Origin of the sequence: Pumilibacter muris (genome assembly GCF_943193045.1) — a bacterium.
Lineage (GTDB): Bacteria > Bacillota > Clostridia > Christensenellales > Pumilibacteraceae > Pumilibacter > Pumilibacter muris.
The window spans coordinates 1-21610 of record NZ_CALPCN010000010.1; the positions used below are offsets into that span (position 1 = coordinate 1).

A 21610-nucleotide genomic window follows, 5' to 3' on the forward strand; every position below is an offset into this window, starting at 1 on the left:
CGCACTCATCACGCTCTGCGGCGTCAAGGCATCGCGTTTTCTCGGTTGCGTACAAAAGAGTACGCGCCCGTCGAAAAACGCTTGCTTTTCTTGCATAGCGCGCGATTGTGCCCTCAAAATAAAAAAGGCGCACTCATCACGCTCTGCGGCGTCAAGGCATCGCGTTTTCTCGGTTGCGTACAAAAGAGTACGCGCCCGTCGAAAAGCGGTTGCTTTTCTATTATTGCAGTTGCTTGCAATGCAACCCAAAAACGGAAAATGCGACGCACTTGTTATGCAAAAAATAGGAGGTTAAAATATGAGAAAAGCGTTTAAAGCGCCGAAAAGAAGATATGCGAGAGTTTTCGCGCCTAACTTACAAAGCGGAATGAACAGCGTAACCGACAGCCGCGTGCTGCCTTTTTCTCAGAGCGAGGCGGCATATAACGTGTGCGTGGAGTCGGGCGCTCTCGAAAACGGTTACGGCGTGATTTCTACCGACGCGCTTTCGCGGTTTCATAAAGTGTATTACTACAAGGTTTACGACGAAAGAGAACAAAAAATGAAAGGGTGCTACCTTGCGCACAACAAAGATACGGGCAAGATTCACGGCGGCGCGGGAGGTCCTAACGCTTGGCGAGAATTAGACGGCGCGCAGTTTGCGAAAGCGCCGTTAGGCGTGAACTATAAACTTTTCGGCGAAGACGTGTTTCTTTTGTGCGGCGAAGAGGGCATGGCGGTGGTGGATTCGTCGTTGCGCGTAATAACCGTTCCTACGGCTCCGAGCATAACGAGCATAGCCATGCACAACGAGCGGATGTTCGTTACAATAGGCGGGCGGCGAAACGCGGTGTGGTTCAGCGACGACCTCGACCCCACGAATTGGAACCCCGAGCTTGACGAGGGCGGTTTTATAGAATTAGAGGGCGAGCAAGGGCGGTTAAACAAAGTTGTGTCTTTCGGCGGATATGTTTACGTTTTCCGCGAATACGGAATAGCGCGGCTCACAGCCTACGGCGAGCAACGCGAATTTTCGGTGGCGAATCTTTTTGTGTCGAGCGGCAAAATTTACGGCGACACCGTTGCTGTTTGCGGCGACAGAATTATATTTTTGGCGGAGGACGGGCTGTATTCGTTCGACGGATTGAGTTCGCGCCGAATAGCTCGTAGTCTCGACGGGCTTATACGCGCGGACGGCGGCTCTACGGGATGTTACTCGGCGGGGAAATATTATCTTTCCGCGCGCTCGCGCGAGTGTGCGGAAGACGTAAACGACATTTTGGTTGCGCTCGACCCTCGAACGCAATTTTTGTCGGTGAACAAAGGGCTAAACGTTATATCGTTTTCGGCAGTAACCGAAATTAGCGGAGAAAAACTTTGGGTTCACACGCCTAAAATGTTTATGGGATTGCTCGAAAAGGGATTAAATCATTTCGGTAAAAAACCCGAAAGGTTGTGGCGGAGCGGCTTCGGCGATTTAGGCTATCCCGACACCCGCAAGTTGATAGCCGAAATTTATTTGGATACAAAATACGATTGCACCGTTAAAATAACCACCGAAAAGGGCAGTAAGCTTTTGCGTTTTTCGGGCAAAAACGAGGCTCAGCGAAAACGAGTGAATCTTATAGGCACTAAGGTGCAAATGGAAATAAGAGCGGAGGGCGACATAAGCGTGGCAAGGCCCGCGCTGAAATTCACCAACATAGCGTAAAAAACTGTTGAGTTAAAGGGGGGGACGGTTTTATGGACTACGGGCAACTTGCCTACGTTAAAGTGCAGGAAATAGAAGAGTATTTGCGTCGCGCCGCAACTTCCAAACAAATAGGAACGGCGTCGAGCGCGTCTTTTTATCCTCACGCGGCTTTCGACGGCGGTTACGAGCCTTGCACGCTGTCGGCGCATGGGGGAAGCGTGGGGTTAAGCGTTGCGATTGAGATAAGCGCGCCGCTCGGCGCGACGGACGATAAAATAAGGCTTTATTGCGGCAATAAACTTGCGGCTTACGTCGCCGTAGCTTTGCCCGAGAACGGAAAAGGGCGATATGCTATGTTTGCGTCGGTTACGCCGGGCGACGGCGAGAAGCTGAAAATCAAGGCTGACACTAACAAATTGTTGCTCGACGAATTTAGCGTTCTTGCCGACGGCGGCGGAGCTAAGATTATTTTTGACGGCGGCGGATACAAATGCGATTCGTGCGGCAACGGCGTTTTTTTGGCGAAAGAGGATTCGCGCGGCTACATAGTTTTGTTAAAGTGCGGTACCGATTTAAGCGTAATCGTTTCGCACGGCGGCGTTTTCGACATTGCCGCAACCGAGCTCGGCGTTAGCGTTTTGTGTTGCGATAACGAACGTAATCTTTGGGGCGTGCGATACGACAACGATTTAAACGAGGTTTCTCGAATTTTACTCGGCGACGGCGCCGATAAAGTGGCGCTCGGCAGTGGCGCGGGCGGACTGACTATTGTGTGCATTAGAGCGAAAAAGCTGTATTTTGCCGAAAGCGACGAAGACTTTACGGGCTTAACGCAGTGGGCTCCGTCAGATTTCGAGGCGGAAGCCGACGACGTTTTTTTATCCAAACAAACGGATTTTCCCGTGCTGTTTTTCAGTCGCAACGGCACGCTTTACGCAAAAATTCCCATAGAGGCGCTTTCAACCCGCGATTGCGTCAGAGTGTTCGCGTCGCTCGAATTGTTGTAGAAAAATCCGTATTAGGGGGGATATATGAAATTACATAATTGTTTTACCGTGCGCGGCGCGTCGGGAACGGCTACCGCTCTCAATTCTTTATCCGAAAATTTTAGCTTGCTCGCGGCGGCGGAACCTAAGTGGGCAAGGTTTCTCACGCTTACGCAGTCGGACGGCGCGCGGCTGCATGCGGAAGCCGAACTTAAATATATAAACGCCGACCCCATGCGGGGCGGGGCTTTGCGCGCTGCGTACCGCGCTTCGGTTTTGTGCCCGCAGTTAAAGCGCTATACTCGCGTGTCGCTTTGCAACGGCGAGAAAGCGGAGGTTAGCGGCGCCGCTATAAACTATACGGGGAGCGGCGAAACCGTTGAAATTACGGCGGTAATATTTTTGGAAGTTGCGGAATCGGGCGTTAAATTTTGCGGCGGCGACAATCCGCTTATAAGGCGTTTGCTCGGTTGCGGCAAAGAGTTTTCCGCGCGAATAGGTTGGGGAGATTGCAACTTTCCCAACTATACATGCGTTCCGTCCGAAGCGTTGATAAAAGAAAAACTTCCCGCAAATTTTACGGCGGACGAAAACGGCTTTAAGTTTACCTCCGTTTCGCCTACTTACGGAAGCGAACTTGTGCTCTACGACGAAAACGACACGCCGCTTGTTAGGGGATTGCGCCCTTACGAACTTAACGCGGGATTAAAGGCGGGCGAAGCGGACGAGCATTGCGCCGTTTTATTCGACGAAAACTATGTGGAGGCAATACTTACGGCTCAAGTCGGCGGCGCGGATATGTTGCGCATGGATTGCCACCGCGTGTATGACGCGATTGTGCCTCTCGGCGGCGAAGTTCTTTCGGTGGGAGTTGCGGGAAACATTGCAAGCGAGCCTACGGGGGAATACATAGCGGTGTATAATTCGTCGTTTGCCGAAGTTTATAAGGTTACGGGCGCGGAACCCGAACTGAAATTCAGAGTGCCGCGCACTAACGAATATGTGTTCGTTTGCAGCGGCGGTTCGCTCGTGCTGTGGAATAAAAGCGGGATGAAAATATACGAACCGGACGAGTACGGAAATTACGTTGAATACTTAGGAAGCGCGCAATGCGGCGACGAGCGGATAATATTGAGAGAAGGAAATATTTATCACGCGCTTTTCCGCAATTCAAACATGGTTTACCGCTTTACGTTCGATAAAATTACCGAAACCGTTCTCGAAAAAACGACGGTTACGAGCGCGCTTTTCTTTCTCGGCAGGTGCGGCAACGCAATAGCGTGGGGCGACAGAACTTTGTATGTTAAAACGAGCGACAGTGACCTTAGCGCCGATTTTAATCTATGCGAAATAGCAAATCATCGCGTTAAGCGCGCCGTTTTGGGAATAGGCGACTGTTTTTGCGCGGTTGCGGAACGCGGACAGCCGCTTATATTCGACTTTGTGCACAACGTTATAATCGACGCGCCTCAAATTAAGGGCGCTAACGGCAGGCTTTTGTACGGCGACAACGGCTTTTACGTTTACGACCATTACAACGGCGTGCGCAGAATACAAACCGACATTTCCGCAAAAGGCATAACGTCGGCTTGCCTTGCGGGCGACAGAATTTGGGCTGTGCGCGACGGAAAATTGTGTTGCTACTATTGCAACGGAAACGGCATGACGCTAAGGCTCAAAGCGGGGAGCGAAGGCAAAAATTATTTGTGCGCTTACCGCGAGCGCAAATTAAAAAACTTGGGCGGAGGAGCAAGCTTCGCCGTTGGTTTGAATTGAGGCGACGCGTTGAATTGCGCAACCGAAATATTTTAAACAAGGAGGAAAAAGAGAAACGAATATGTGGGAAGAAATTTTAAAAACGGCGCTTTCTAACGGACTGTGGGCGGTTTTGTTTTGCGTGCTTTTAATGTATCAACTGCGCGACGGAAGAACGCGCGAGCACAAGTACCGCGAAACGATAAACACTTTGCTTGAGCGTCTCGGAACGCTCGAAAGCGTGGAAAAGGGAGTGAATGAGGCGGTGAGTATTTTAAAACGGCGCGATGGTAAGCCGCGCAAACAAGCGGAGCCGAGCGACTTGGGCGGCGAGGTGGCGCGTGTATAAAAGAGCGCTATATTCGGTGTGCAACGGCGCTTTTTGCCATTCGGTTAAAACCGACGGCGGCGTGTTGCTGTTCACAAGAGAGGGCGGCAAAACGGTGCGGAGACAAATAGCGTTGCCGAGCGGAAAGATTTTCGGCGCGCGCGCCGTTAGCTACGCCGACGCATATTTCGAGTTTGTCGACTCTACTGTGGAAATTTTGGGGGAGGAAATTATTTATGACGTCAAGACGCGAGAGAATTAAAAAAATAAAATTCAGGCTTGCGAAAGCAAACGTTATGCGGCGCAGTCGCGGACTTACGGAATGCGACGCCGAAAACGGAAACAAGAGTAAAGGGGAGGAGAATTAGAAATGTCTACGGGAGCAGACTACATACGCGAAACATGGAGTTCGCTTAAAAACGGAAAAAGCAACAAAAATAAAAAAGACGAAGTAACGGAAGAAATCGAAAACTTTATTTCGGGATACGGCAAAAACCAACTGCCCGAAAAACCGCGACTGCCCGACGTTCCCGAATACGAACGAATGGAGTACGACGCGCCCACCGACGACGCAATAGGCGAAACGGCGAAAAAAGAACTCGAATCGTATAAGGCGCAGGGCGAAAGCGGCATAGAAAAAGAAATCGCGGCGCTCGAAAAAAAATACGCGTCCGACTCGGAAGCCGCGCGCGAGAATAACGAAAACGCGAAAAAAAGCGTTGAGCTCGGCTACGAGGCGGCAAAACGCAACACAGATTCCGACATGTTGAAACGCGGGCTTGCCCGTTCGAGCATAGCCGCTTTGAGCAAGGCGGAAATCGAGTCGGAAGAGGCGTCGGCAAAGGCGGGGCTCGACGCGTCGCTTTCGCGCGAGCTAAACGAAATAAGCGGAAAGCTCGGAGAACTTTCGGCTAAACGCGAAGAAGCTTTAAACGATTTTAACCTTGCTTATGCGGCAAAACTTACGCAAAGAATTACAGAACTGAAATCCGAGCGCGACAAAAAAGTTGCCGAAGCGCTCAAATACAACAACACGCTTGCCGAAAAGGAGCACGGCGCCAAAGTGGACAAGCAAATGAAAGAGAGCGAACTGTATAACGACGCTCTTTCGCAGAAAAAGAAAGAAAACGAACTGAGCGGCATAACCGAATCGGACTATCAAAATATATACTCTCAAATCGCGCAAAAACTGCGCGGCTTAAACGCGCACGACGCGCGCGACATAGTGCTAAATAACCCAAGCGTGCGCAAAAGCCTGAACAACACTTATTATTATAAATTGTATGACGAGTTTTGCCGATGAAAAAACTTGCGGCAAAGCTCCGCTCCAAGAGTTTTTGGGTTACTCTTGCGGGCGCGGCGGCGCTTATTCTTTCCCGTGCGGGAATAGATATGTCGGCGCTCGTCGAAAAAATAATAAACGCAATCGGCGGAGTGCTCCTTGTGTTCGGCATAGCCGTGTCGCCTGCGAAGAATAACGAAAAAGAAGAAACGGACGAAAAACAAGACAAAGGAGAAGAGAAAACAAAATTATAGAAATAAAAGCGACGCCATTTTTATGGCGCCGCTTTTTTAGGGCTTTAAAATAAACGGCAACAACTTTTTAAACAAAACAAAAGATGTATATTAGTTGTTCGCTTGAAAATACGAAAGATAAATGGTATAATATGGTAAACACACAAAAGACAAAGGGGCAAGTATGGCGGCAAATACGAATTTATCGGATGCAAAACGCGCAAAAAAGGACGAGTTTTACACGCAGTATGACGATATACAACGCGAAGTAAACGCATACATTGAATACAATCCCGATGTATTTAGAGGAAAGACGGTTTTGCTTCCTTGCGACGACCCCGAATGGAGCAACTTTACACGATTTTTTGCGCAAAACTTCGAGTTTTTCGGACTCAAAAAACTTATAAGCACAAGCTATGCCGCCGACAGTAAGCCTGCGGATATTCCTTATCAACTGTCTATGTTTGAAACGGAAAGTCCGAAATTCGACGAGAAAAAGACGCGCTCGCACGGAAAAATATTCACGCTCACACATGATACTAACAAATCGGGGCGAATTGATATTGACGACTTGCAGTGGGACTACTTAGAGGGCGACGGGGATTTTAGAAGCGACGAAATAAAGAAGTACCGCGACGAGGCGGATATTATAATCACTAATCCGCCGTTTTCGTTGTTTCGTGAGTTCTTGGCGTGGATAGGGGAAGCGGATAAGAAATTTATAGTTGTAGGCAATCAAAATGCAATTACATATAAAGAAATTTTTCCTCTTATCAAGGGAAATAAAATATGGCTTGGTAATGGATTTAAAGGCGGCGCCGGGCATTTTATAAACAAGTATTATGAGGATTATGCAACTGCGTCAGACCATAAGGAGGGCATGATACGAGTATCCGGCGTGGTGTGGTTTAGTAATATTGAACACGGACGCCGCCACCAACCGTTAATGTTAATGACTATGGCTGAGAATATACGACATAGTAAGCATAAGGAAATAAAAGGAATAGGATATAAAAACTTTGATAATTACGACGCGATAGAGGTTCCTTTTACAGATGCCATACCGAGTGATTATGATGGTATAATGGGTGTGCCTATAAGTTTTTTGGATAAATATAACCCCGAACAATTTGAAATATTAGGGGCAACGGAAAGCGAAGGAAGGGGCTTTTCGGTTGGGCTGTGGAATGAAGAAAGTAAGGTTACGCAACCTCTTGTAAATGGAGAGCGGCAATATAAACGCATATTTATAAGATTTAAGAGAGGATAGAAAAATGAAAACCACGCTTAAAACGGATATAACGGTAGAAGAAATTTGCAAAGGGTTCGTATATAACGAGTACGAGGGCAAAGGCTTGTTCGGACTTTCGGGCAAACTCACTATACAGCCCGAATACCAACGTAACTACATATATGCCGACGGTAAGCGCGACGTTGCCGTTATAGAGTCGGTATTAAAAGGCTATCCGCTTGGGCTTTTTTATTTTACCCAAGTAGCTGAAGAGAAGTTCGAAGTTTTGGACGGGCAACAGCGTATTACAAGTTTGGGCAGATTTTTAACAAATAAATTTTCTATTTATATGAAAGATATAGAGCGCGATATATATTTTAGCGGTCTTGCCGCCGATTTGCAAAATAAGATTTTGCAAACGAAACTTTTAATATATGAGTGCGAAGGAACGGAAAGCGAAATAAAAGAATGGTTCAAAACTATAAATATAGCGGGTGTTCCGCTTAACGAACAGGAACTGTCGAATGCAATACACAGCGGACCTTTTGTTACGAAAGCAAAAGAAGTATTTAGTAACACTCAAAACTCGAATATTCAAAAATGGAGCGCTTATGTGTCGGGTTCGGTAAACCGTCAAGACTATTTGCGTACCGCGCTCGAATGGGTGAGTAAAGGGCATATAGACGAATATATGAGTTTGCACCGCTACGATACAGACATAAGCGAATTGCAAACCTATTTTAATACGGTTATTGATTGGATAGAAAGCGTCTTTGTGTCTGACGAAAAAGAAATGCGCGGCTTGGAGTGGGGCAGACTTTACGAACAATATCACACTACGGCGTATAATCCGCAAACCGTGTCCGAGCAAGTAAAGAAGTTGTATTCCGACCCCTACGTTAAAAACCGTAAAGGCATATTCGAGTATATATTGGGCGGTTGTGTGGACGGAAAACTGTTGGACGTTCGCGTGTTCGACGAGGCTACAAAACAATCGGTGTATCGTAAGCAAACTGCGGACGCTACGGCGCATAATGTTTCCAACTGTCCGCTGTGCGCGCTCGGCTCGGACGCGAACAAAACGCGTATATGGAAGCTCAATGAAATGGACGCCGACCATATCACAGCGTGGAGTAAGGGCGGCGCAACCGATATAGCCAACTGTCAAATGCTGTGTAAAACGCACAATAGGGCAAAGGGCAATAAATAACGCGCTAAAAAACACCGCTTGCATAATCCGCAAGCGGTGTTTTTATGTGCTCGTCTATTTTTTTCTTTTGCCGAAAAGTCGTTCCATAAAGGTGGGTTTGCGTTCGCGGGTGAACGTGATTGTGCGACCTATTGTGCTCGGCTTAAACTCATGTTCTTTTTGCTCGTTCGTTTCGTTGGCGCTTTGCGAAACGGAGGGGCGCGACATTTGCGCGGCGCCGTGCGTTTGAGATTGCCTTTGCGCCTCAACCCGTTCCGCAAGAGACTGTCGGCGAGCTTCCGAAACGGACTGCGCGCCCGTTCCCGTGTGTCCGAGCGTTTGGCGCGAAGCGGGAGACGTAGGGCGTTGCGCCGTTTGTTTCGCCGTTGAAGAAGAGTACGCCGCGCCGTCGTCGCTTATGCGTGCTTGCCGCGCCATAACTGCGGCGCGCACCGCTTCCGTTCTGCGCGAGCCGTATAGCCCCGCTATCATTTGCGTAACGTCGCGGTAGCGGTGTTGAGCATATACCGCAAGCGATTTCATGAGCGCGCTCTCTTGCGTCGGCGATATTATAGCGCCTTTTTCGCTGGGGCGCACAATGGTGTCTTTGTGAAGCCGTTGAATGCTTTCGGGCGGAAGCGAACCCGTTATGGAATAATAAATCGTAACGCCGAGCGCGTAAATATCCGTCCAAGCGCCTTGTTCGCCGTGCGTGCGATATTGCTCTTCGGGCGCAAACCCTTGCTTTAACACTATCGAAAGACTTTTGCCGTCGAGGTTTGATTGTTTTGCCGCGCCGAAGTCGATTAGCTTAACTTCGTTGGTTTTGGTTAAAAGAATATTGTCGGGCGAAATGTCGCGGTGAATTAGCCCGAGTTTGTGCACCGACACGAGCGAATCCATTATGGGGCGCAAAATAGTTAAGATTTCGTCGCAAGGCACTTTGCCGCCCTTTCTTTGCAAATATTTTTTAAGCGAAATGCCGTCGAGGTATTCCATTACTATATACGCGGTGCCGTTCGCCGAAAAGAAATCGCGCACCGAAACTATGCCGGGCAGATTTTTTATTTTGGCGAGGGTTTTGGCTTCGTCGATAAACCGTTTTAACCCTCTGTTGCTCGCCGCTTGGTTTTGCTTGGAGTTTATTATAACCTGGTTGCTTTTGGGCATACGGTTAACGTAGCCCGACGGGTAGTATTCTTTAATTGCAACCTTAACGCCGCAACTCATGTCCCACGCCAAATACGTTATGCCGAAACCGCCTTCGCCGAGCGCGCGGTGGATAAGATATTTGTTGGCGAGCACCGTGCGTTGCGCAAGGTGGTGAGGCGGGGCTTGGAGCTCCTCCGCTTTTTTGCGGCACGTAGTGCACACGCGTTGCGCGTCGAGCGTGCCGAAGCAGTTCAAGCAAATGTTTCTGCTTGTTCTAACTTTGTTCGCTTCCACTTAAATCGCCTCCCCGTCTTCTGTGGCGAAAGCCACAATAGCCGAATAATTGTCGTTGAATTTGTTCACACGCATAAGTAGCCTTTGCTCCATTTTCGCAAGCGCGTCTTGCGGCGTGGGGGAAGTAACGAGGTCGTGCTCCATTTCTTCCTCGTAAACGTATTCCCAAAAGCCGTCGGTGCAAAGAATAACGTAGTCGCCCGGCACTAACGGCGTGCGGGTTATTTCGCAGTCGGGCGGAATATAGTAGTCGTTTCCGAGCACGCGCGTAAGTTTATTTTGGTCTTTGTGCGTGCGAATGTCGCGCAACGCTATTTCGCCGCGTTCAACCGCGAGCTGGCTTAAAGAATGGTCTTTGCTCTGATACGCGAGTTTCCCTTGCTTAAACAAATATATGCGGGTGTCGCCTATGTGGCTCATTACCGAAGCGTTGCCGTCGGTTACGAAACACGCCACAGTTGTGCAACTCGAATGCAATACGGGATTCTGCTCCTTGTATGCCGAAACAAAGTTGTGCGAGTTCTGAACGTAAGCTTGAACCGTTTCGGGCAAAAACGCCTTTTCGCGGTCGGCGTTATACACCTTTTCGAAAAGCTCCACTATTTTCGTGGCGCACAGTCTGCTCGCAACCTCGCTTCCCACATACGAGCCGAGCCCGTCGCACACCACAAGGCAGGCTTCTTTTCCGTTCGTCTTGCTTGCAAGAAAATCTTGGTTGTATTCTCTGCCGCCCTGTTTGCAAATACTTGCTAACGTAATTTTCATTTATAACTCCGTTTGCAGTTTTCTATAATAATATATTTTACTATAAATCCGCATAAAAAGCAACTAAATAATTCCAACGAAAAACGCCGTGCGGGTTTTGTAAAAAGAAGCTTAGGCGGCGTTATTTTAATTGACCTTTCGCGCTGAATTTGATACAATATTGACGTATTTGTTTATTAGGAGAATGCACGAATGAAAGTAGCGGTTGTAATGGGTAGCAAGTCCGATTTCGAAGTGGTTAAGCCTTGTATTTCGGCGCTTAAAAAATTCGGGGTGGAAACCGAAGTTCGGGTGATTAGCGCGCACCGCACGCCCGAAGAGGCTCACGAATTCGCAACTTGCGCAAGTTCGCGCGGCGTAGAGGTTATAGTCGGGGTGGCGGGAAAAGCCGCCCACCTTGCGGGAGTGCTTGCGGCAAGCACGACGCTTCCCGTTATAGCGCTTCCCGTTCAAACTTCTATGATGGGCGGGCTCGACAGCCTTTTGAGTATGGTGCAAATGCCGTCAGGCATTCCCGTAGCTACGGTGGGGGTGAACGCGGGCGAAAACGCGGGGCTTCTCGCCGTGCAAATGTTGGCGCTTAAATATCCCGCGCTATCCAAAAAGCTTGCCGACTACAAAGAGGAAATGCGCAAAAAAATAGGGCATGACGACGAAGAACTTCAAAAGAAGCTCGCGGAAGAATATAAGTAGACTACGGCGAGAAAGCGCCGAAAGGAGAATATAAGAGGTATGAAAGTAACAAAAGGCGAACAGCTCTACGAGGGCAAGGCGAAGAAGGTTTTCGCAACGAGCGACCCCGACATCGTGTTGGTGAGTTATAAAGACGACGCCACAGCGTTCAACGGACTTAAAAAAGGAACTATTATAGGTAAAGGCGTTGTGAACAACCGCATGAGCAACCACATGTTCCGTCAGCTCGAAAAGGCGGGCGTGCCCACTCATTACGTTGAGGAACTTTCCGACCGCGAAACGCTTGTTAAAAAAGTTTCTATCGTGCCGCTCGAAGTTATTATTCGCAATATTGCGGCGGGCAGTATGAGCAAGCGTTTGGGCATAGAAGAGGGAACGGCGCTCAAATGCCCTGTGCTCGAATTTTCGTATAAAAACGACGAACTCGGCGACCCCATGATAAACGATTACCACGCTATGGGCATGGGAATAGCCACCCGCGAAGAAATCGACACAATAGCCGAACTTGCGTTTAAAGTGAACGCTTTCATGCTCGACTATTTTAAAAAGCTGAATATTGATTTGGTCGATTTTAAATTAGAATTCGGCAAGTATCACGGTAAAATTATTCTTGCCGATGAAATAAGCCCCGACACCTGCCGTTTTTGGGATAGCACCACAAAAGAAAAACTTGATAAAGACCGTTTCCGCCGCGATATGGGCGGAGTGGAAGAGGCGTATGCCGAAATGATGCGCCGCTTAGGTATTTAACGACGGCGAATAAGGGCGCATCTTTCCGCTACGCTCGGCACGCCGACTCGGTTGCGTATGTGTGAATACGCGCCCTCATCGGCGTGCCGACTGTTGCGAAAATCTGCAACCCTTCTTCGCCGCCTTAGGCATTTTAAATCCGTAACATAGTTAATAAGTCGATTGTGTTTTATTCCCCAACCGTAAAGAGGGGTTAAGGGGCGAAGCCCCTTATCGTTGCGAGGGGGGCTTAGATAGGGGCGCGGCGCGGCGGCGAAGCCGTAACAACAGCACAGTGTGCTGTTGTTAGCCTAAGCGGGGAGCGGCTATGCCCGCGACCTGAGCGCCACAGCCGAAAGTGTTCCCCCTGCACGCTTTTTCGCCTAAGCCTTTTTGGCGTTCAAAAAGGCTGGTAAATGTTTTTGCAAGGCTTTTTGTGACCAAAAAGCCGCCACGCTTTTGGCGCTCAAAAAGGCTGATAATATTAAAAGCGAACTTGTTGCTTCAAGAGGCAACAAAAAGCGAACCGTTGCTCAACGGCAACAAAAGGAGAAAAATTATGGATTATAAAGAAGCGGGCGTAGACGTTACCGCAGGCTACAAAGCGGTTGAGCTTATGAAAAAGCACGTTAAATCCACGTTCGATAAAAACGTGCTCGGAGGGCTCGGCTCGTTCGGCGGGTTCTATTCCATTGCCGACTATGTTGGCGGCGAGCCCGTGCTCGTTGCGGGAACGGACGGCGTTGGCACTAAGCTGAAATACGCGTTTATTGCCGACAAGCACGACACCGTCGGAATAGACTGCGTTGCAATGTGCGTAAACGACGTTGTGTGTCAGGGGGCGAAGCCTCTTTTGTTCCTCGACTACATGGCGGTTGGCAAGCTGTTCCCCGAGCAAGCCGAAAAAATAGTGTCGGGCGTGGCGGAAGGTTGCAGACAATCGGAATGCGCGCTCATAGGCGGCGAAACCGCCGAAATGCCGGGATTTTACAGCGTGGGCGAATACGACCTCGCGGGTTTCTCGGTTGGCATAGTGGATAAGAAAAAAGCGATTACGGGCGCCGACATAAAGGCGGGCGACGTGCTCGTTGGGCTCCGCAGCAGCGGCATACACAGCAACGGTTTTTCGCTTGTGCGCAAGCTGTTCGGAGAGGACAAAACCGCTTTAAGCGTTTTCCAACCCAAACTCGGCAAAACGCTTCTCGAAGAGGTGCTCACTCCCACTCGCATATATGTGAAAACAGTTCTCGAACTTATAAAAAACCATACCGTTAAAGGCGTGGCTCACATAACGGGCGGCGGCTTTATAGAAAATATTCCCCGCATATTCCCCAAAGGGGTGGGCGCCGAAATCGATATAAATTCGTATGATAGACTTCCCGTGTTCGACATGCTCAAAGAAAAATCGGAGTTGCCCGATTCAAAGCTTTACAACACGTTTAACATGGGCATAGGGCTTGTGCTTTGCGTGCCCAAAGGAACGGAACGCGACGTTATGCAAGCCGCCGAAGCTCTCGGCGACAAAGCTTACGTTATAGGCAAAACCGTTGCGGGCGAGGGCGTTACCCTTTTGGGCGCGAAATAACGAGAGCGACTGCATGACTCAAAATTCCGACAAGAAAAAATTAGTAGCGCTTGTGTCGGGCGGGGGGAGCAACCTCGCCGCGATTACGGAGCGCATAGACGGCGGCGACATTAACGGCGAAGTCGTTGCCGTCATTTCGTCGAACGCCGAAGCTTTCGCTTTAACCCGTGCGCGCGAGCGCGGCATACCCGCCTACGTTTGCGCCCGAAAAGATTATGAAAACAACGAGGCGCGCGACCGCGAAATTTTGCGCATTGTGCGCGAGCATAACGCCGACTACATATTGCTCGCGGGTTATTTGGGAATAATATCGCCGTTTTTAATAGACGCGTATCCGTATAAAATCGTGAATATTCATCCCGCGCTTTTGCCCAAATTCGGAGGCAAAGGCTTTTTCGGCATTCACGTTCACGAGGCGGTTATAGCGGCGGGCGAAAAGGAAAGCGGCGCAACCGTCCATTTTGTGGATAGCGGCACCGACACGGGGCTTATTATCGCGCAACGGAGTTTAAAGGTTTTGGAAGAAGACACTCCGCATTCGCTTCAACAGCGCATATTGAGCAATATAGAACACAAGCTGTTCCCCGAAGTGGTGCGCGCTCTGTGCAACAACGAAATAAAGGTGGAAAACGGCAAAGTTATTTTTAAAGATGGAAACTTTAAATAGGCTTTCGCATAAGGTATTCGGTTGTTATGTTTCGCATACATAGGTGCGAAGAACATACATATGAGCAAAAAAACGTAAAAGCGCCGCCGTTTGTGCGGGCGCATAAGGAGAAGATATGAAAAAAAGAGCACTAATCAGCGTAAGCGACAAGACGGGAGTGGTGGAATTTGCCCGCGAGCTTAGCTCGCTCGGCTACGAAATCATTTCCACAGGCGGCACTGCGAAAGCGCTTTCGGACGCGGGCGTGAAGAACATAGGCATCAGCGACGTAACGGGCTTTCCGGAGTGCCTCGACGGAAGAGTGAAAACGTTGCACCCTGCGGTGCACGCAGGGCTTTTGGCTCGCCGTGATTTGCCCGAGCACATGGAGCAACTTAAAAAGCTCAAAATAAACACCATAGATATTGTTGTCGTCAATCTTTATCCGTTTAAGCAAACGATTTTAAAAGAGGGCACAACGCTCGAAGAAGCTATCGAGAACATAGACATAGGCGGTCCCACAATGCTGAGAAGCGCTGCAAAAAACTACCGCGACGTTTGCGTGGTTGTAGACCCCGCCGACTATACGGAAGTTGTGTCGCGCCTTAAAGCGAACGATTTGAGCGTGGAGTTCAAATTCGGACTCATGTATAAGGTGTTTCAGCATACCGCAGTATACGACACCATGATTTCCACCTATATGCGCGAAAAACTCGGCATACGTTTTCCCGAACAAATCACTTTCGCCTACGAGAAAAAGCAAGACATGCGCTACGGCGAAAACCCTCAGCAGAATGCGGCTTTCTACGGCGAGGCTCTTCCCGTTGCGGGCTCGTTGCCTCTTGCCGAGCAGTTGCAAGGCAAAGAGCTTAGCTACAATAATATAAACGACACCAACGGCGCTCTCGAACTTTTGCGCGAGTTCGGCGAAACGGCGGTTGTCGCGTGCAAACACGCCAACCCGTGCGGAGTAGGGCTCGGCAAAACGGTGTGCGAGGCATATAAAACGGCTTACGAGTGCGACCCCGTCAGTATTTTCGGCGGCATAGTTGCGGTGAACCGCACGGTAGACGGCGCGACGGCGGAAGAGATGATAAAAATATTCCTTGAAATCGTTATTGCGCCCGACTTTACGCCCGAAGCTCTCGAACTCTTTAAGAAAAAGCCCAATCTTCGCGTGCTTCGCCTTAAAGATATTAGCGCTCCTTACGCCGCAAACGCTTACGATATGAAAAAGGTGTACGGCGGCTTGCTTGTGCAAGATAAAGACGCCACGCTGTTTAATAGCGAAGACGTGAAAGTCGTTACAAAGCGCGCGCCCACAAAAGAGGAAATGAAACAGCTCGAATTTGCGTATAAAGTGGTTAAGCACGCAAAGAGCAACGCCATTGCTCTTGCGAAAAACAACGCGGCAATCGGCGTTGGCGGCGGACAGACTAACCGCATTTGGGCGGCTCAACAGGCTATCGAACACGCGGGCGAACGCGCGAAAGGCGCGGTGCTCGGCTCCGACGCGTTCTTCCCGTTCTCCGACTGCGTGGAGGCGGCGGCTAAGGCGGGCATAACCGCAATAATTCAGCCGGGCGGCTCGGTGCGCGACCAAGAGAGTATCGACGCTTGCGACAAGTACGGCATTGCCATGATTTTCGTTGGGCAAAGGCATTTTAAACACTGAGGATGGGAGAGGGGCAACCCCTAATTAAAAAATATGAAAAAAAGTAACGTGCTTATAGTGGGCGGCGGCGGAAGAGAACACGCAATCGCGTGCGCTCTCAAAAAAAGCGACAAAGTTGGAAAGCTGTATTGCATTCCGGGCAACGCCGGCATTGCGCAGATTGCCGAATGCGTGCCGAGCGTTAAAGCTACCGAACTTGAAAAAATAGTCGAGTTCGTAAATTCGCACCCCGACATAGAACTAACCGTAGTGGCGCCCGACGATCCCCTTGCAATGGGACTTGTGGATAAGCTCGAAAAGGCGGGGCACCGCGCTTTCGGACCGCGAGCGAACGCCGCGATAATAGAGGCGAGCAAAGTCTTTTCCAAAAATCTTATGCGCAAATACGACATTCCTACCGCAAAGTACGAAACTTTTTCGTCGTATGAAAAAGCACTCGAATACGTTCAAACCTGCCCGATTCCCACCGTTATAAAAGCCGACGGGCTTGCGCTCGGCAAAGGCGTTATTATTGCGAACACGCGCGAAGAGGCGGAAGCGGGACTGCGCGAAATCATGCTCGATAAAGCTTTCGGCTCTGCGGGAAGCGAAGTGGTTATAGAGGAATTTTTAACGGGCTTCGAGGTTAGCGTGCTCGCTTTTTGCGACGGTAAAACCGTTGTGCCTATGGCGTCGAGCCAAGACCACAAGCGCGCTCACGACGGCGACACGGGACTGAACACGGGCGGCATGGGCACGTTCAGCCCGCAAAACAAATACACTCCCGAAATGGCGGAACGCGCGATGAAAACGGTGTTTTTGCCCACCGTTCGCGCTCTCGAAAAAGAGGGCAGACCGTTTAAAGGCGTGTTGTATTTCGGGCTTATGATTACCTCTGCGGGCGACATTAAAGTTCTCGAATACAACGCCCGTTTCGGCGACCCCGAAGCGCAGGTTATTTTGCCCCGACTCAAAACCGACGTGTTCGACGTTTTCAACGCGTGCATAGACGGCACGCTGAACAGAATCGCGCTCGAATGGGACGAACGCGCCGCAGTGTGCGTTGTGGCGGCGTCGGGCGGTTATCCGCTCAAATACGAAAAGGGCAAAAAAATAACTTTCGGCGATATAGACGAAGACGTTACCGTGTATCATGCGGGCACCGCGATTTGCCCCGAATGCGGCGAAATCGTTACGAGCGGCGGGCGAGTGCTCGGAGTTACCGCGCTCGGCAAAGATTTGAGCGAGGCTAAAAAGAAAGCTTACGACAACATAAAGAAAATATCGTTCGAGGGCATGTTCTACCGCAACGATATTTGCAAAGAGGCATAAGTAGAGCCAGCCTTTTGGTCGCAAAAGGCTTAGGCGAAAACGACAAAAGGGCGGGACACTTTCGACTGTGTCCCTTCCCTTTTGAAACCCTACCCCGCAACGACAAAGGCTGCGCCCTTGACGGCTTTTAAGCGGTCGGGGTGTCACTGCGAGCGAAGCGCGGCAGTCCTAAATTGGCGCTCAAAATGCCGGTAAATAGTTTTGTAAAGGTTTTTTTGCGCCGTAAGTTGCGGCGCGTCGCAACAATAAATATTTTAAGGAAACGTGAGTATGATTAAAAGACTGTTTGTTGAAAAGAAAGAAGGATTGCGGCACAGCGCCGACAAAATCAAGTCGGACGTTGAAGGAGTGCTCGGAATCCGCGCCGAATGGGTGCGCGTGTTTCTTCGCTACGACGTAGAGGGGTTAGAGGGCGCCGATTTTGACCGCGCCGTAACTTCGGTATTTTCCGAACCGCCCGTAGACGACGTATATTTCGAAGAACTCCCGAAAACGGACGGCGAGCTTATACTTTCGGAGTATCTTCCCGGACAGTACGACCAACGCGCCGACAGCGCGGCTCAATGCGTGCAAATGCTCACTTTTGCGGCGCGCCCTTTGATTCGTTGCGCAACGGTATACGCTTTCGGCGGCATAAACGCGGCTCAAAAGGAGAAAATAGCGTCTTACCTAATAAACCCCGTAGAGGCGAGAGCGGCGAGCGAAGCAAAGCCCGCAACGCTCAAAGAGACCTACGACGAACCCGGTCCCGCGAAAATGGTTAGCGGATTTTTGGAGTTTTCCGAGTCGAATTTAAAAGATTACCATGCGCGCATGGGATTTGCCATGAGCGTGGAAGACCTCATGTTTGTGCAGGCTCATTTCCGTTCGGAGTTGCGCGAACCCACCGAAACCGAACTTAAAGTTATAGACACTTATTGGTCGGACCATTGCCGCCACACCACCTTTTTAACGCATTTGCAATCGGTTAAAATAAAGAGCGACAACCCCGCTCTGCAAGCGGCATACGAACGCTATTTGCGACTTTTCAACGAGCATCACAAAGGTCGTCCCGACAAATATCCGTGCCTTATGGATATTGCAACGATAGGGGTGCGTGAGCTTAAAAAGCAAGGCAAGCTCGATAACCTCGACGCGTCCGACGAAATAAACGCGTGCTCGATTAAAGTTACCGCCGAAGTAGACGGCAAGCCGGAGCAATGGCTCGTTATGTTCAAAAACGAAACGCACAATCATCCCACCGAAATAGAGCCGTTCGGCGGCGCCGCCACCTGCTTGGGCGGGGCTATCCGCGACCCTCTTTCGGGCAGAGTATACGTTTATCAGGCTATGCGCGTTACGGGCGCGGCGGATATAACCGAGCCGTACGAAAAAACGCTCAAAGGAAAACTGCCTCAGCGCGTTATATCCAAAACCGCCGCTGCGGGTTTTTCGAGCTACGGCAACCAGATAGGGCTTGCTACGGGCGGCGTTCACGAGGTTTTCCATTCGGGCTATGTTGCTAAACGCCTTGAAACGGGCTTTGTTGTGGGCGCGGCTCCCGCCGAAAACGTGGTGCGTTCCGTTCCCGAGAGCGGCGACATTGTGCTTCTTATAGGCGGTGCTACGGGGCGCGACGGTTGCGGAGGGGCGACGGGTTCGAGCAAAGCTCACACCGAAAAGAGCTTAGACACCTGCGGAGCCGAAGTGCAAAAGGGCAACCCACTCACCGAACGCAAAATTCAGAGACTTTTCCGAAAGAGAGAAGTTACACGCCTTATTAAGCGTTGCAACGACTTCGGAGCGGGCGGCGTCAGCGTTGCGATAGGCGAGCTCAGTCCGGGACTCGATATAAACCTCGACGCCGTTCCCAAAAAGTATTACGGCTTGAACGCAACCGAACTTGCCATCAGCGAAAGTCAGGAGCGTATGGCGGTTGTGGTGCGCGCGCAAGACGAAGAAAAAATGCTCGCGCTGTGCGCCGAAGAAAATCTGTCGGCAACCAAAGTTGCCACCGTTACCGACCGCGCGAGTATGCGGATGTTCTACGGCGGCAAGCTTGTTGTGGACCTTCCGAGAAAATTCCTCGATAGCAACGGCGTTCGCCAACACACCGACGTTGTAATACGCGACGGCGAAGTTAAATTCTTCGGAACTTTGCCCAAAGAAACCGATTCGGCAATTAAAAAAGGCGATATGGCTTCGGCTGTGCGCGCAACTCTTTCGCAACTCAACGTTTGCTCGCAAAAAGGGCTCGGCGAAACGTTCGACTCAACGATAGGCGCGGGCTCGGTTTTAATGCCGTTCGGCGGCAAATACCAACTCACTCCGAGCATAGCAATGGCGGCGCTGTTGCCCACAAGCGGCATAACCGACACCGCAACCGTGTGCGCCTACGGGTTTAACCCCTCGCTTATGAGCGAATCGCCGTTTGTGGGAGCGATTTATTCGGTGCTCCTTTCGGTTATAAAAACTGTTAGCGCGGGCGCGCCGCTCGGCAGCGTTCGGCTGACTTTGCAAGAATTTTTCGAGAGAATGAACGGAGAACCCTCGCGCTGGGGAAAACCTACGGCGGCTCTTTTGGGCGCTCTCACCGCGCAGCTCGAACTCGGGCTCGGCGCAATAGGCGGCAAAGACTCCATGAGCGGAAGCTTCGAGAAAATAGACGTTCCGCCCACGCTCATATCGTTTGCTCTCGGCGTCACGCGCGCAAGCGGCGTTATAGACAACGTTTTGCGCGGCGGCGAAAAGGTTTATCGGCTAAAACTCAAAACCGACGCTTTCGGAATGCCCGACTTTAACTACGCGGTTGAGCTGTTAAAGCTTTTGTCGGGCGAGATTGCTCGCGGCAGAGTTAAGTTCGCAACGGTTGTAGAAGAGGGCGGCTCTGCGGCGGCTGTAATCAAGAGCGCGCTCGGCAACAAACTCGGCTTCAAATTCGAATATAAAGACGTTAAAAATTTGTTCCTGCCTTATTTGGGCGATATTTTGGTGGCGCTCGAATCGCCCGACGACTTTGTGGGCTATGAGCTCGACTATATAGGCGAAACGACGCAAGACGGCAAATTCACGTTCGCGGGCGCGGGCAACGCAAGCGTAAGCGTTAACGAAGCGGAAGCGGCTTTTGTGGGTAAGCTCGAAAACGTTTATCCAACTACGGCGGCGGCGAGCGGCAAAGCCGAAAATCTTAGCTATACGGGCGGCATAACCGCGTTCCCCGCGAAAAAGAGCAAGAAAGTTAAAGTTTTCATACCCGTATTTCCGGGCACGAACTGCGAGTTCGACACAGCCAAGCGTTTCGCTCTTGCAGGCGCCGAACCCGTGATTTGCGTAATACGCAACCGCACGCAAGAGGAGCTTTCGGCTTCGCTCGACGAGGCGGCAAAGTGCATTGAGAGCAGCCGCATAATAGCTTTTCCCGGCGGATTTTCGGGCGGCGACGAGCCAGACGGAAGCGGCAAGTTTATTGCAACCGCTTTCCGTTGCGGAAAAATCGCGGACGCAATCGATTCGCTTTTGTATAAGCGCGACGGCTTGATTTTGGGAATTTGCAACGGTTTTCAGGCTCTCGTAAAACTCGGACTTTTGCCGAACGGAAAAATCTGCGAGCTCGATTCGTGTTCGCCCACGCTTACTTTCAACAACATATCCCGCCACGTTTCCACAGCTGTGAACGTGCGCGTGGCGAGCAATCTTTCGCCTTGGCTTGCGGGCGTTAAAACGGGCGACGTGTTCAAAGTTGCGGTGAGTCACGGCGAGGGCAAATTCATAGCGCCCGAAAACAAAATCGCGGAACTTATCGCAAACGGGCAGATTGCTACGCAATATTGCGACGAGCACGGCAACGCGACAATGCAAAGTCCGTTTAATCCCAACGGCTCGGTTATGGCAATAGAGGGAATCACAAGCCGCGACGGCAGAATATTCGGCAAAATGGGGCATAGCGAGCGCATAGGCGAATTCCTTATGAAAAACGTTCCCGGCGACGCCGACATGAAAATTTTCGAAAGCGGCGTAAAATACTTTAAATAAACGATTGCGGATAAGGGCGTTTGACGCCAAGCGAAGCGTTTAGAATCCGCAGAAAACACATAAAAACGCGTAA

Annotated in this window: 20 protein-coding genes; 18 read left to right on the forward strand and 2 right to left on the reverse strand. The window is 50.4% G+C overall.

What is annotated here, in order from left to right:
- The 11 genes from NFR62_RS09480 to NFR62_RS09525 all read left to right on the forward strand — a co-directional run.
- Nucleotides 1–295: hypothetical protein (locus NFR62_RS09480; protein WP_251617801.1), on the forward strand; the 295-nt coding region annotated here is incomplete at its 5' end.
- Between the two features lie 3 nt (nt 296–298).
- Nucleotides 299–1690 (forward strand): hypothetical protein, encoded by a 1392-nt coding sequence (locus NFR62_RS09485; protein WP_251617802.1) that lies wholly within the window; start codon nt 299–301, stop codon nt 1688–1690.
- 32 nt (nt 1691–1722) lie between these two features.
- Nucleotides 1723–2679, forward strand: coding sequence for a hypothetical protein (locus NFR62_RS09490; RefSeq protein ID WP_251617803.1), 957 nt, complete (start codon nt 1723–1725; stop codon nt 2677–2679).
- Nucleotides 2680–2703: 24 nt separating this feature from the next.
- The gene (locus tag NFR62_RS09495) at nt 2704–4434 is read left to right on the forward strand and encodes a hypothetical protein (protein WP_251617804.1); all 1731 of its coding nucleotides are present in this window, start codon (nt 2704–2706) and stop codon (nt 4432–4434) included.
- Nucleotides 4435–4495: 61 nt separating this feature from the next.
- The gene (locus NFR62_RS09500; RefSeq protein WP_251617806.1) at nt 4496–4762 is read left to right on the forward strand and encodes a BhlA/UviB family holin-like peptide; all 267 of its coding nucleotides are present in this window, start codon (nt 4496–4498) and stop codon (nt 4760–4762) included.
- Nucleotides 4755–5003: a hypothetical protein gene (locus tag NFR62_RS09505; RefSeq protein WP_251617808.1), complete on the forward strand. Its 249-nt coding sequence runs from the start codon at nt 4755–4757 to the stop codon at nt 5001–5003. The genes NFR62_RS09500 and NFR62_RS09505 overlap by 8 nt, the downstream gene beginning before the upstream one ends.
- Nucleotides 4978–5109, forward strand: coding sequence for a hypothetical protein (locus NFR62_RS10160; protein ID WP_275556892.1), 132 nt, complete (start codon nt 4978–4980; stop codon nt 5107–5109). The genes NFR62_RS09505 and NFR62_RS10160 overlap by 26 nt, the downstream gene beginning before the upstream one ends.
- A 2-nt stretch (nt 5110–5111) precedes the next feature.
- A complete protein-coding gene (locus NFR62_RS09510) occupies nt 5112–6044 on the forward strand; it encodes a DUF7934 family protein (protein ID WP_251617810.1) in 933 nt (310 codons plus the stop codon).
- Entirely contained in the window at nt 6041–6277 is a 237-nt protein-coding gene (locus NFR62_RS09515; RefSeq protein ID WP_251617812.1) for a phage holin family protein, read from the forward strand. The genes NFR62_RS09510 and NFR62_RS09515 overlap by 4 nt, the downstream gene beginning before the upstream one ends.
- Before the next feature lie 163 nt (nt 6278–6440).
- Nucleotides 6441–7526: an adenine-specific methyltransferase EcoRI family protein gene (locus NFR62_RS09520; protein ID WP_251617813.1), complete on the forward strand. Its 1086-nt coding sequence runs from the start codon at nt 6441–6443 to the stop codon at nt 7524–7526.
- Between the two features lie 4 nt (nt 7527–7530).
- Complete coding sequence (locus NFR62_RS09525; protein ID WP_251617815.1) at nt 7531–8697, forward strand: HNH endonuclease family protein; 1167 nt, start codon at nt 7531–7533, stop codon at nt 8695–8697.
- A 54-nt stretch (nt 8698–8751) separates the two neighbouring features.
- Here the strand turns inward: NFR62_RS09525 and NFR62_RS09530 are convergent, their stop codons facing one another.
- Both NFR62_RS09530 and NFR62_RS09535 read right to left on the reverse strand, forming a co-directional pair.
- A complete protein-coding gene (locus NFR62_RS09530) occupies nt 8752–10122 on the reverse strand; it encodes a serine/threonine protein kinase (RefSeq protein ID WP_251617817.1) in 1371 nt (456 codons plus the stop codon).
- Entirely contained in the window at nt 10123–10887 is a 765-nt protein-coding gene (locus NFR62_RS09535) for a PP2C family protein-serine/threonine phosphatase (RefSeq protein WP_251617819.1), read from the reverse strand.
- Nucleotides 10888–11079: 192 nt separating this feature from the next.
- Between NFR62_RS09535 and purE the strand changes: the two genes are divergently transcribed.
- The 7 genes from purE (at nt 11080) to NFR62_RS09570 (ending at nt 21537) form a co-directional block, all read left to right on the forward strand.
- Nucleotides 11080–11580, forward strand: a complete 501-nt coding sequence (gene purE / locus NFR62_RS09540) for a 5-(carboxyamino)imidazole ribonucleotide mutase (RefSeq protein WP_251617821.1) — start codon at nt 11080–11082, stop codon at nt 11578–11580.
- A 39-nt stretch (nt 11581–11619) separates the two neighbouring features.
- The gene (purC, locus tag NFR62_RS09545) at nt 11620–12330 is read left to right on the forward strand and encodes a phosphoribosylaminoimidazolesuccinocarboxamide synthase (protein ID WP_251617823.1); all 711 of its coding nucleotides are present in this window, start codon (nt 11620–11622) and stop codon (nt 12328–12330) included.
- A 538-nt stretch (nt 12331–12868) separates the two neighbouring features.
- A complete protein-coding gene (gene purM / locus NFR62_RS09550) occupies nt 12869–13894 on the forward strand; it encodes a phosphoribosylformylglycinamidine cyclo-ligase (protein WP_251617825.1) in 1026 nt (341 codons plus the stop codon).
- A 13-nt stretch (nt 13895–13907) separates the two neighbouring features.
- On the forward strand, nt 13908–14561 hold the full coding sequence (gene purN, locus NFR62_RS09555; RefSeq protein ID WP_251617827.1) for a phosphoribosylglycinamide formyltransferase: 654 nt from the start codon (nt 13908–13910) through the stop codon (nt 14559–14561).
- A gap of 115 nt (nt 14562–14676) precedes the next feature.
- Nucleotides 14677–16215 carry a bifunctional phosphoribosylaminoimidazolecarboxamide formyltransferase/IMP cyclohydrolase gene (purH, locus tag NFR62_RS09560; protein ID WP_251617829.1) on the forward strand — a complete coding sequence of 513 codons (1539 nt, stop codon included), beginning with the start codon at nt 14677–14679 and terminating at the stop codon, nt 16213–16215.
- A gap of 33 nt (nt 16216–16248) precedes the next feature.
- Entirely contained in the window at nt 16249–17526 is a 1278-nt protein-coding gene (gene purD, locus NFR62_RS09565; protein WP_251617831.1) for a phosphoribosylamine--glycine ligase, read from the forward strand.
- A gap of 270 nt (nt 17527–17796) precedes the next feature.
- A complete protein-coding gene (locus tag NFR62_RS09570) occupies nt 17797–21537 on the forward strand; it encodes a phosphoribosylformylglycinamidine synthase (protein WP_251617834.1) in 3741 nt (1246 codons plus the stop codon).
- The last annotated feature ends 73 nt before the right edge of the window (nt 21538–21610 follow it).

What these genes read in the sequence shown, in the direction of transcription:
- NFR62_RS09490 (WP_251617803.1), top strand. Translation starts at nt 1,723, where the DNA reads ATGGACTACGGGCAACTTGCCTACGTTAAAGTGCAGGAAATAGAAGAG.
- purN (WP_251617827.1), top strand. Translation starts at nt 13,908, where the DNA reads ATGACTCAAAATTCCGACAAGAAAAAATTAGTAGCGCTTGTGTCGGGC.
- NFR62_RS09570 (WP_251617834.1), top strand. Translation starts at nt 17,797, where the DNA reads ATGATTAAAAGACTGTTTGTTGAAAAGAAAGAAGGATTGCGGCACAGC.
- purM (WP_251617825.1), top strand. Translation starts at nt 12,869, where the DNA reads ATGGATTATAAAGAAGCGGGCGTAGACGTTACCGCAGGCTACAAAGCG.
- NFR62_RS09520 (WP_251617813.1), top strand. Translation starts at nt 6,441, where the DNA reads ATGGCGGCAAATACGAATTTATCGGATGCAAAACGCGCAAAAAAGGAC.
- purC (WP_251617823.1), top strand. Translation starts at nt 11,620, where the DNA reads ATGAAAGTAACAAAAGGCGAACAGCTCTACGAGGGCAAGGCGAAGAAG.
- NFR62_RS09525 (WP_251617815.1), top strand. Translation starts at nt 7,531, where the DNA reads ATGAAAACCACGCTTAAAACGGATATAACGGTAGAAGAAATTTGCAAA.
- purE (WP_251617821.1), top strand. Translation starts at nt 11,080, where the DNA reads ATGAAAGTAGCGGTTGTAATGGGTAGCAAGTCCGATTTCGAAGTGGTT.
- NFR62_RS09515 (WP_251617812.1), top strand. Translation starts at nt 6,041, where the DNA reads ATGAAAAAACTTGCGGCAAAGCTCCGCTCCAAGAGTTTTTGGGTTACT.
- NFR62_RS09510 (WP_251617810.1), top strand. Translation starts at nt 5,112, where the DNA reads ATGTCTACGGGAGCAGACTACATACGCGAAACATGGAGTTCGCTTAAA.
- NFR62_RS09535 (WP_251617819.1), bottom strand. Translation starts at nt 10,887, where the DNA reads ATGAAAATTACGTTAGCAAGTATTTGCAAACAGGGCGGCAGAGAATAC.
- purH (WP_251617829.1), top strand. Translation starts at nt 14,677, where the DNA reads ATGAAAAAAAGAGCACTAATCAGCGTAAGCGACAAGACGGGAGTGGTG.
- NFR62_RS09495 (WP_251617804.1), top strand. Translation starts at nt 2,704, where the DNA reads ATGAAATTACATAATTGTTTTACCGTGCGCGGCGCGTCGGGAACGGCT.
- purD (WP_251617831.1), top strand. Translation starts at nt 16,249, where the DNA reads ATGAAAAAAAGTAACGTGCTTATAGTGGGCGGCGGCGGAAGAGAACAC.
- NFR62_RS09485 (WP_251617802.1), top strand. Translation starts at nt 299, where the DNA reads ATGAGAAAAGCGTTTAAAGCGCCGAAAAGAAGATATGCGAGAGTTTTC.
- NFR62_RS10160 (WP_275556892.1), top strand. Translation starts at nt 4,978, where the DNA reads ATGACGTCAAGACGCGAGAGAATTAAAAAAATAAAATTCAGGCTTGCG.
- NFR62_RS09500 (WP_251617806.1), top strand. Translation starts at nt 4,496, where the DNA reads ATGTGGGAAGAAATTTTAAAAACGGCGCTTTCTAACGGACTGTGGGCG.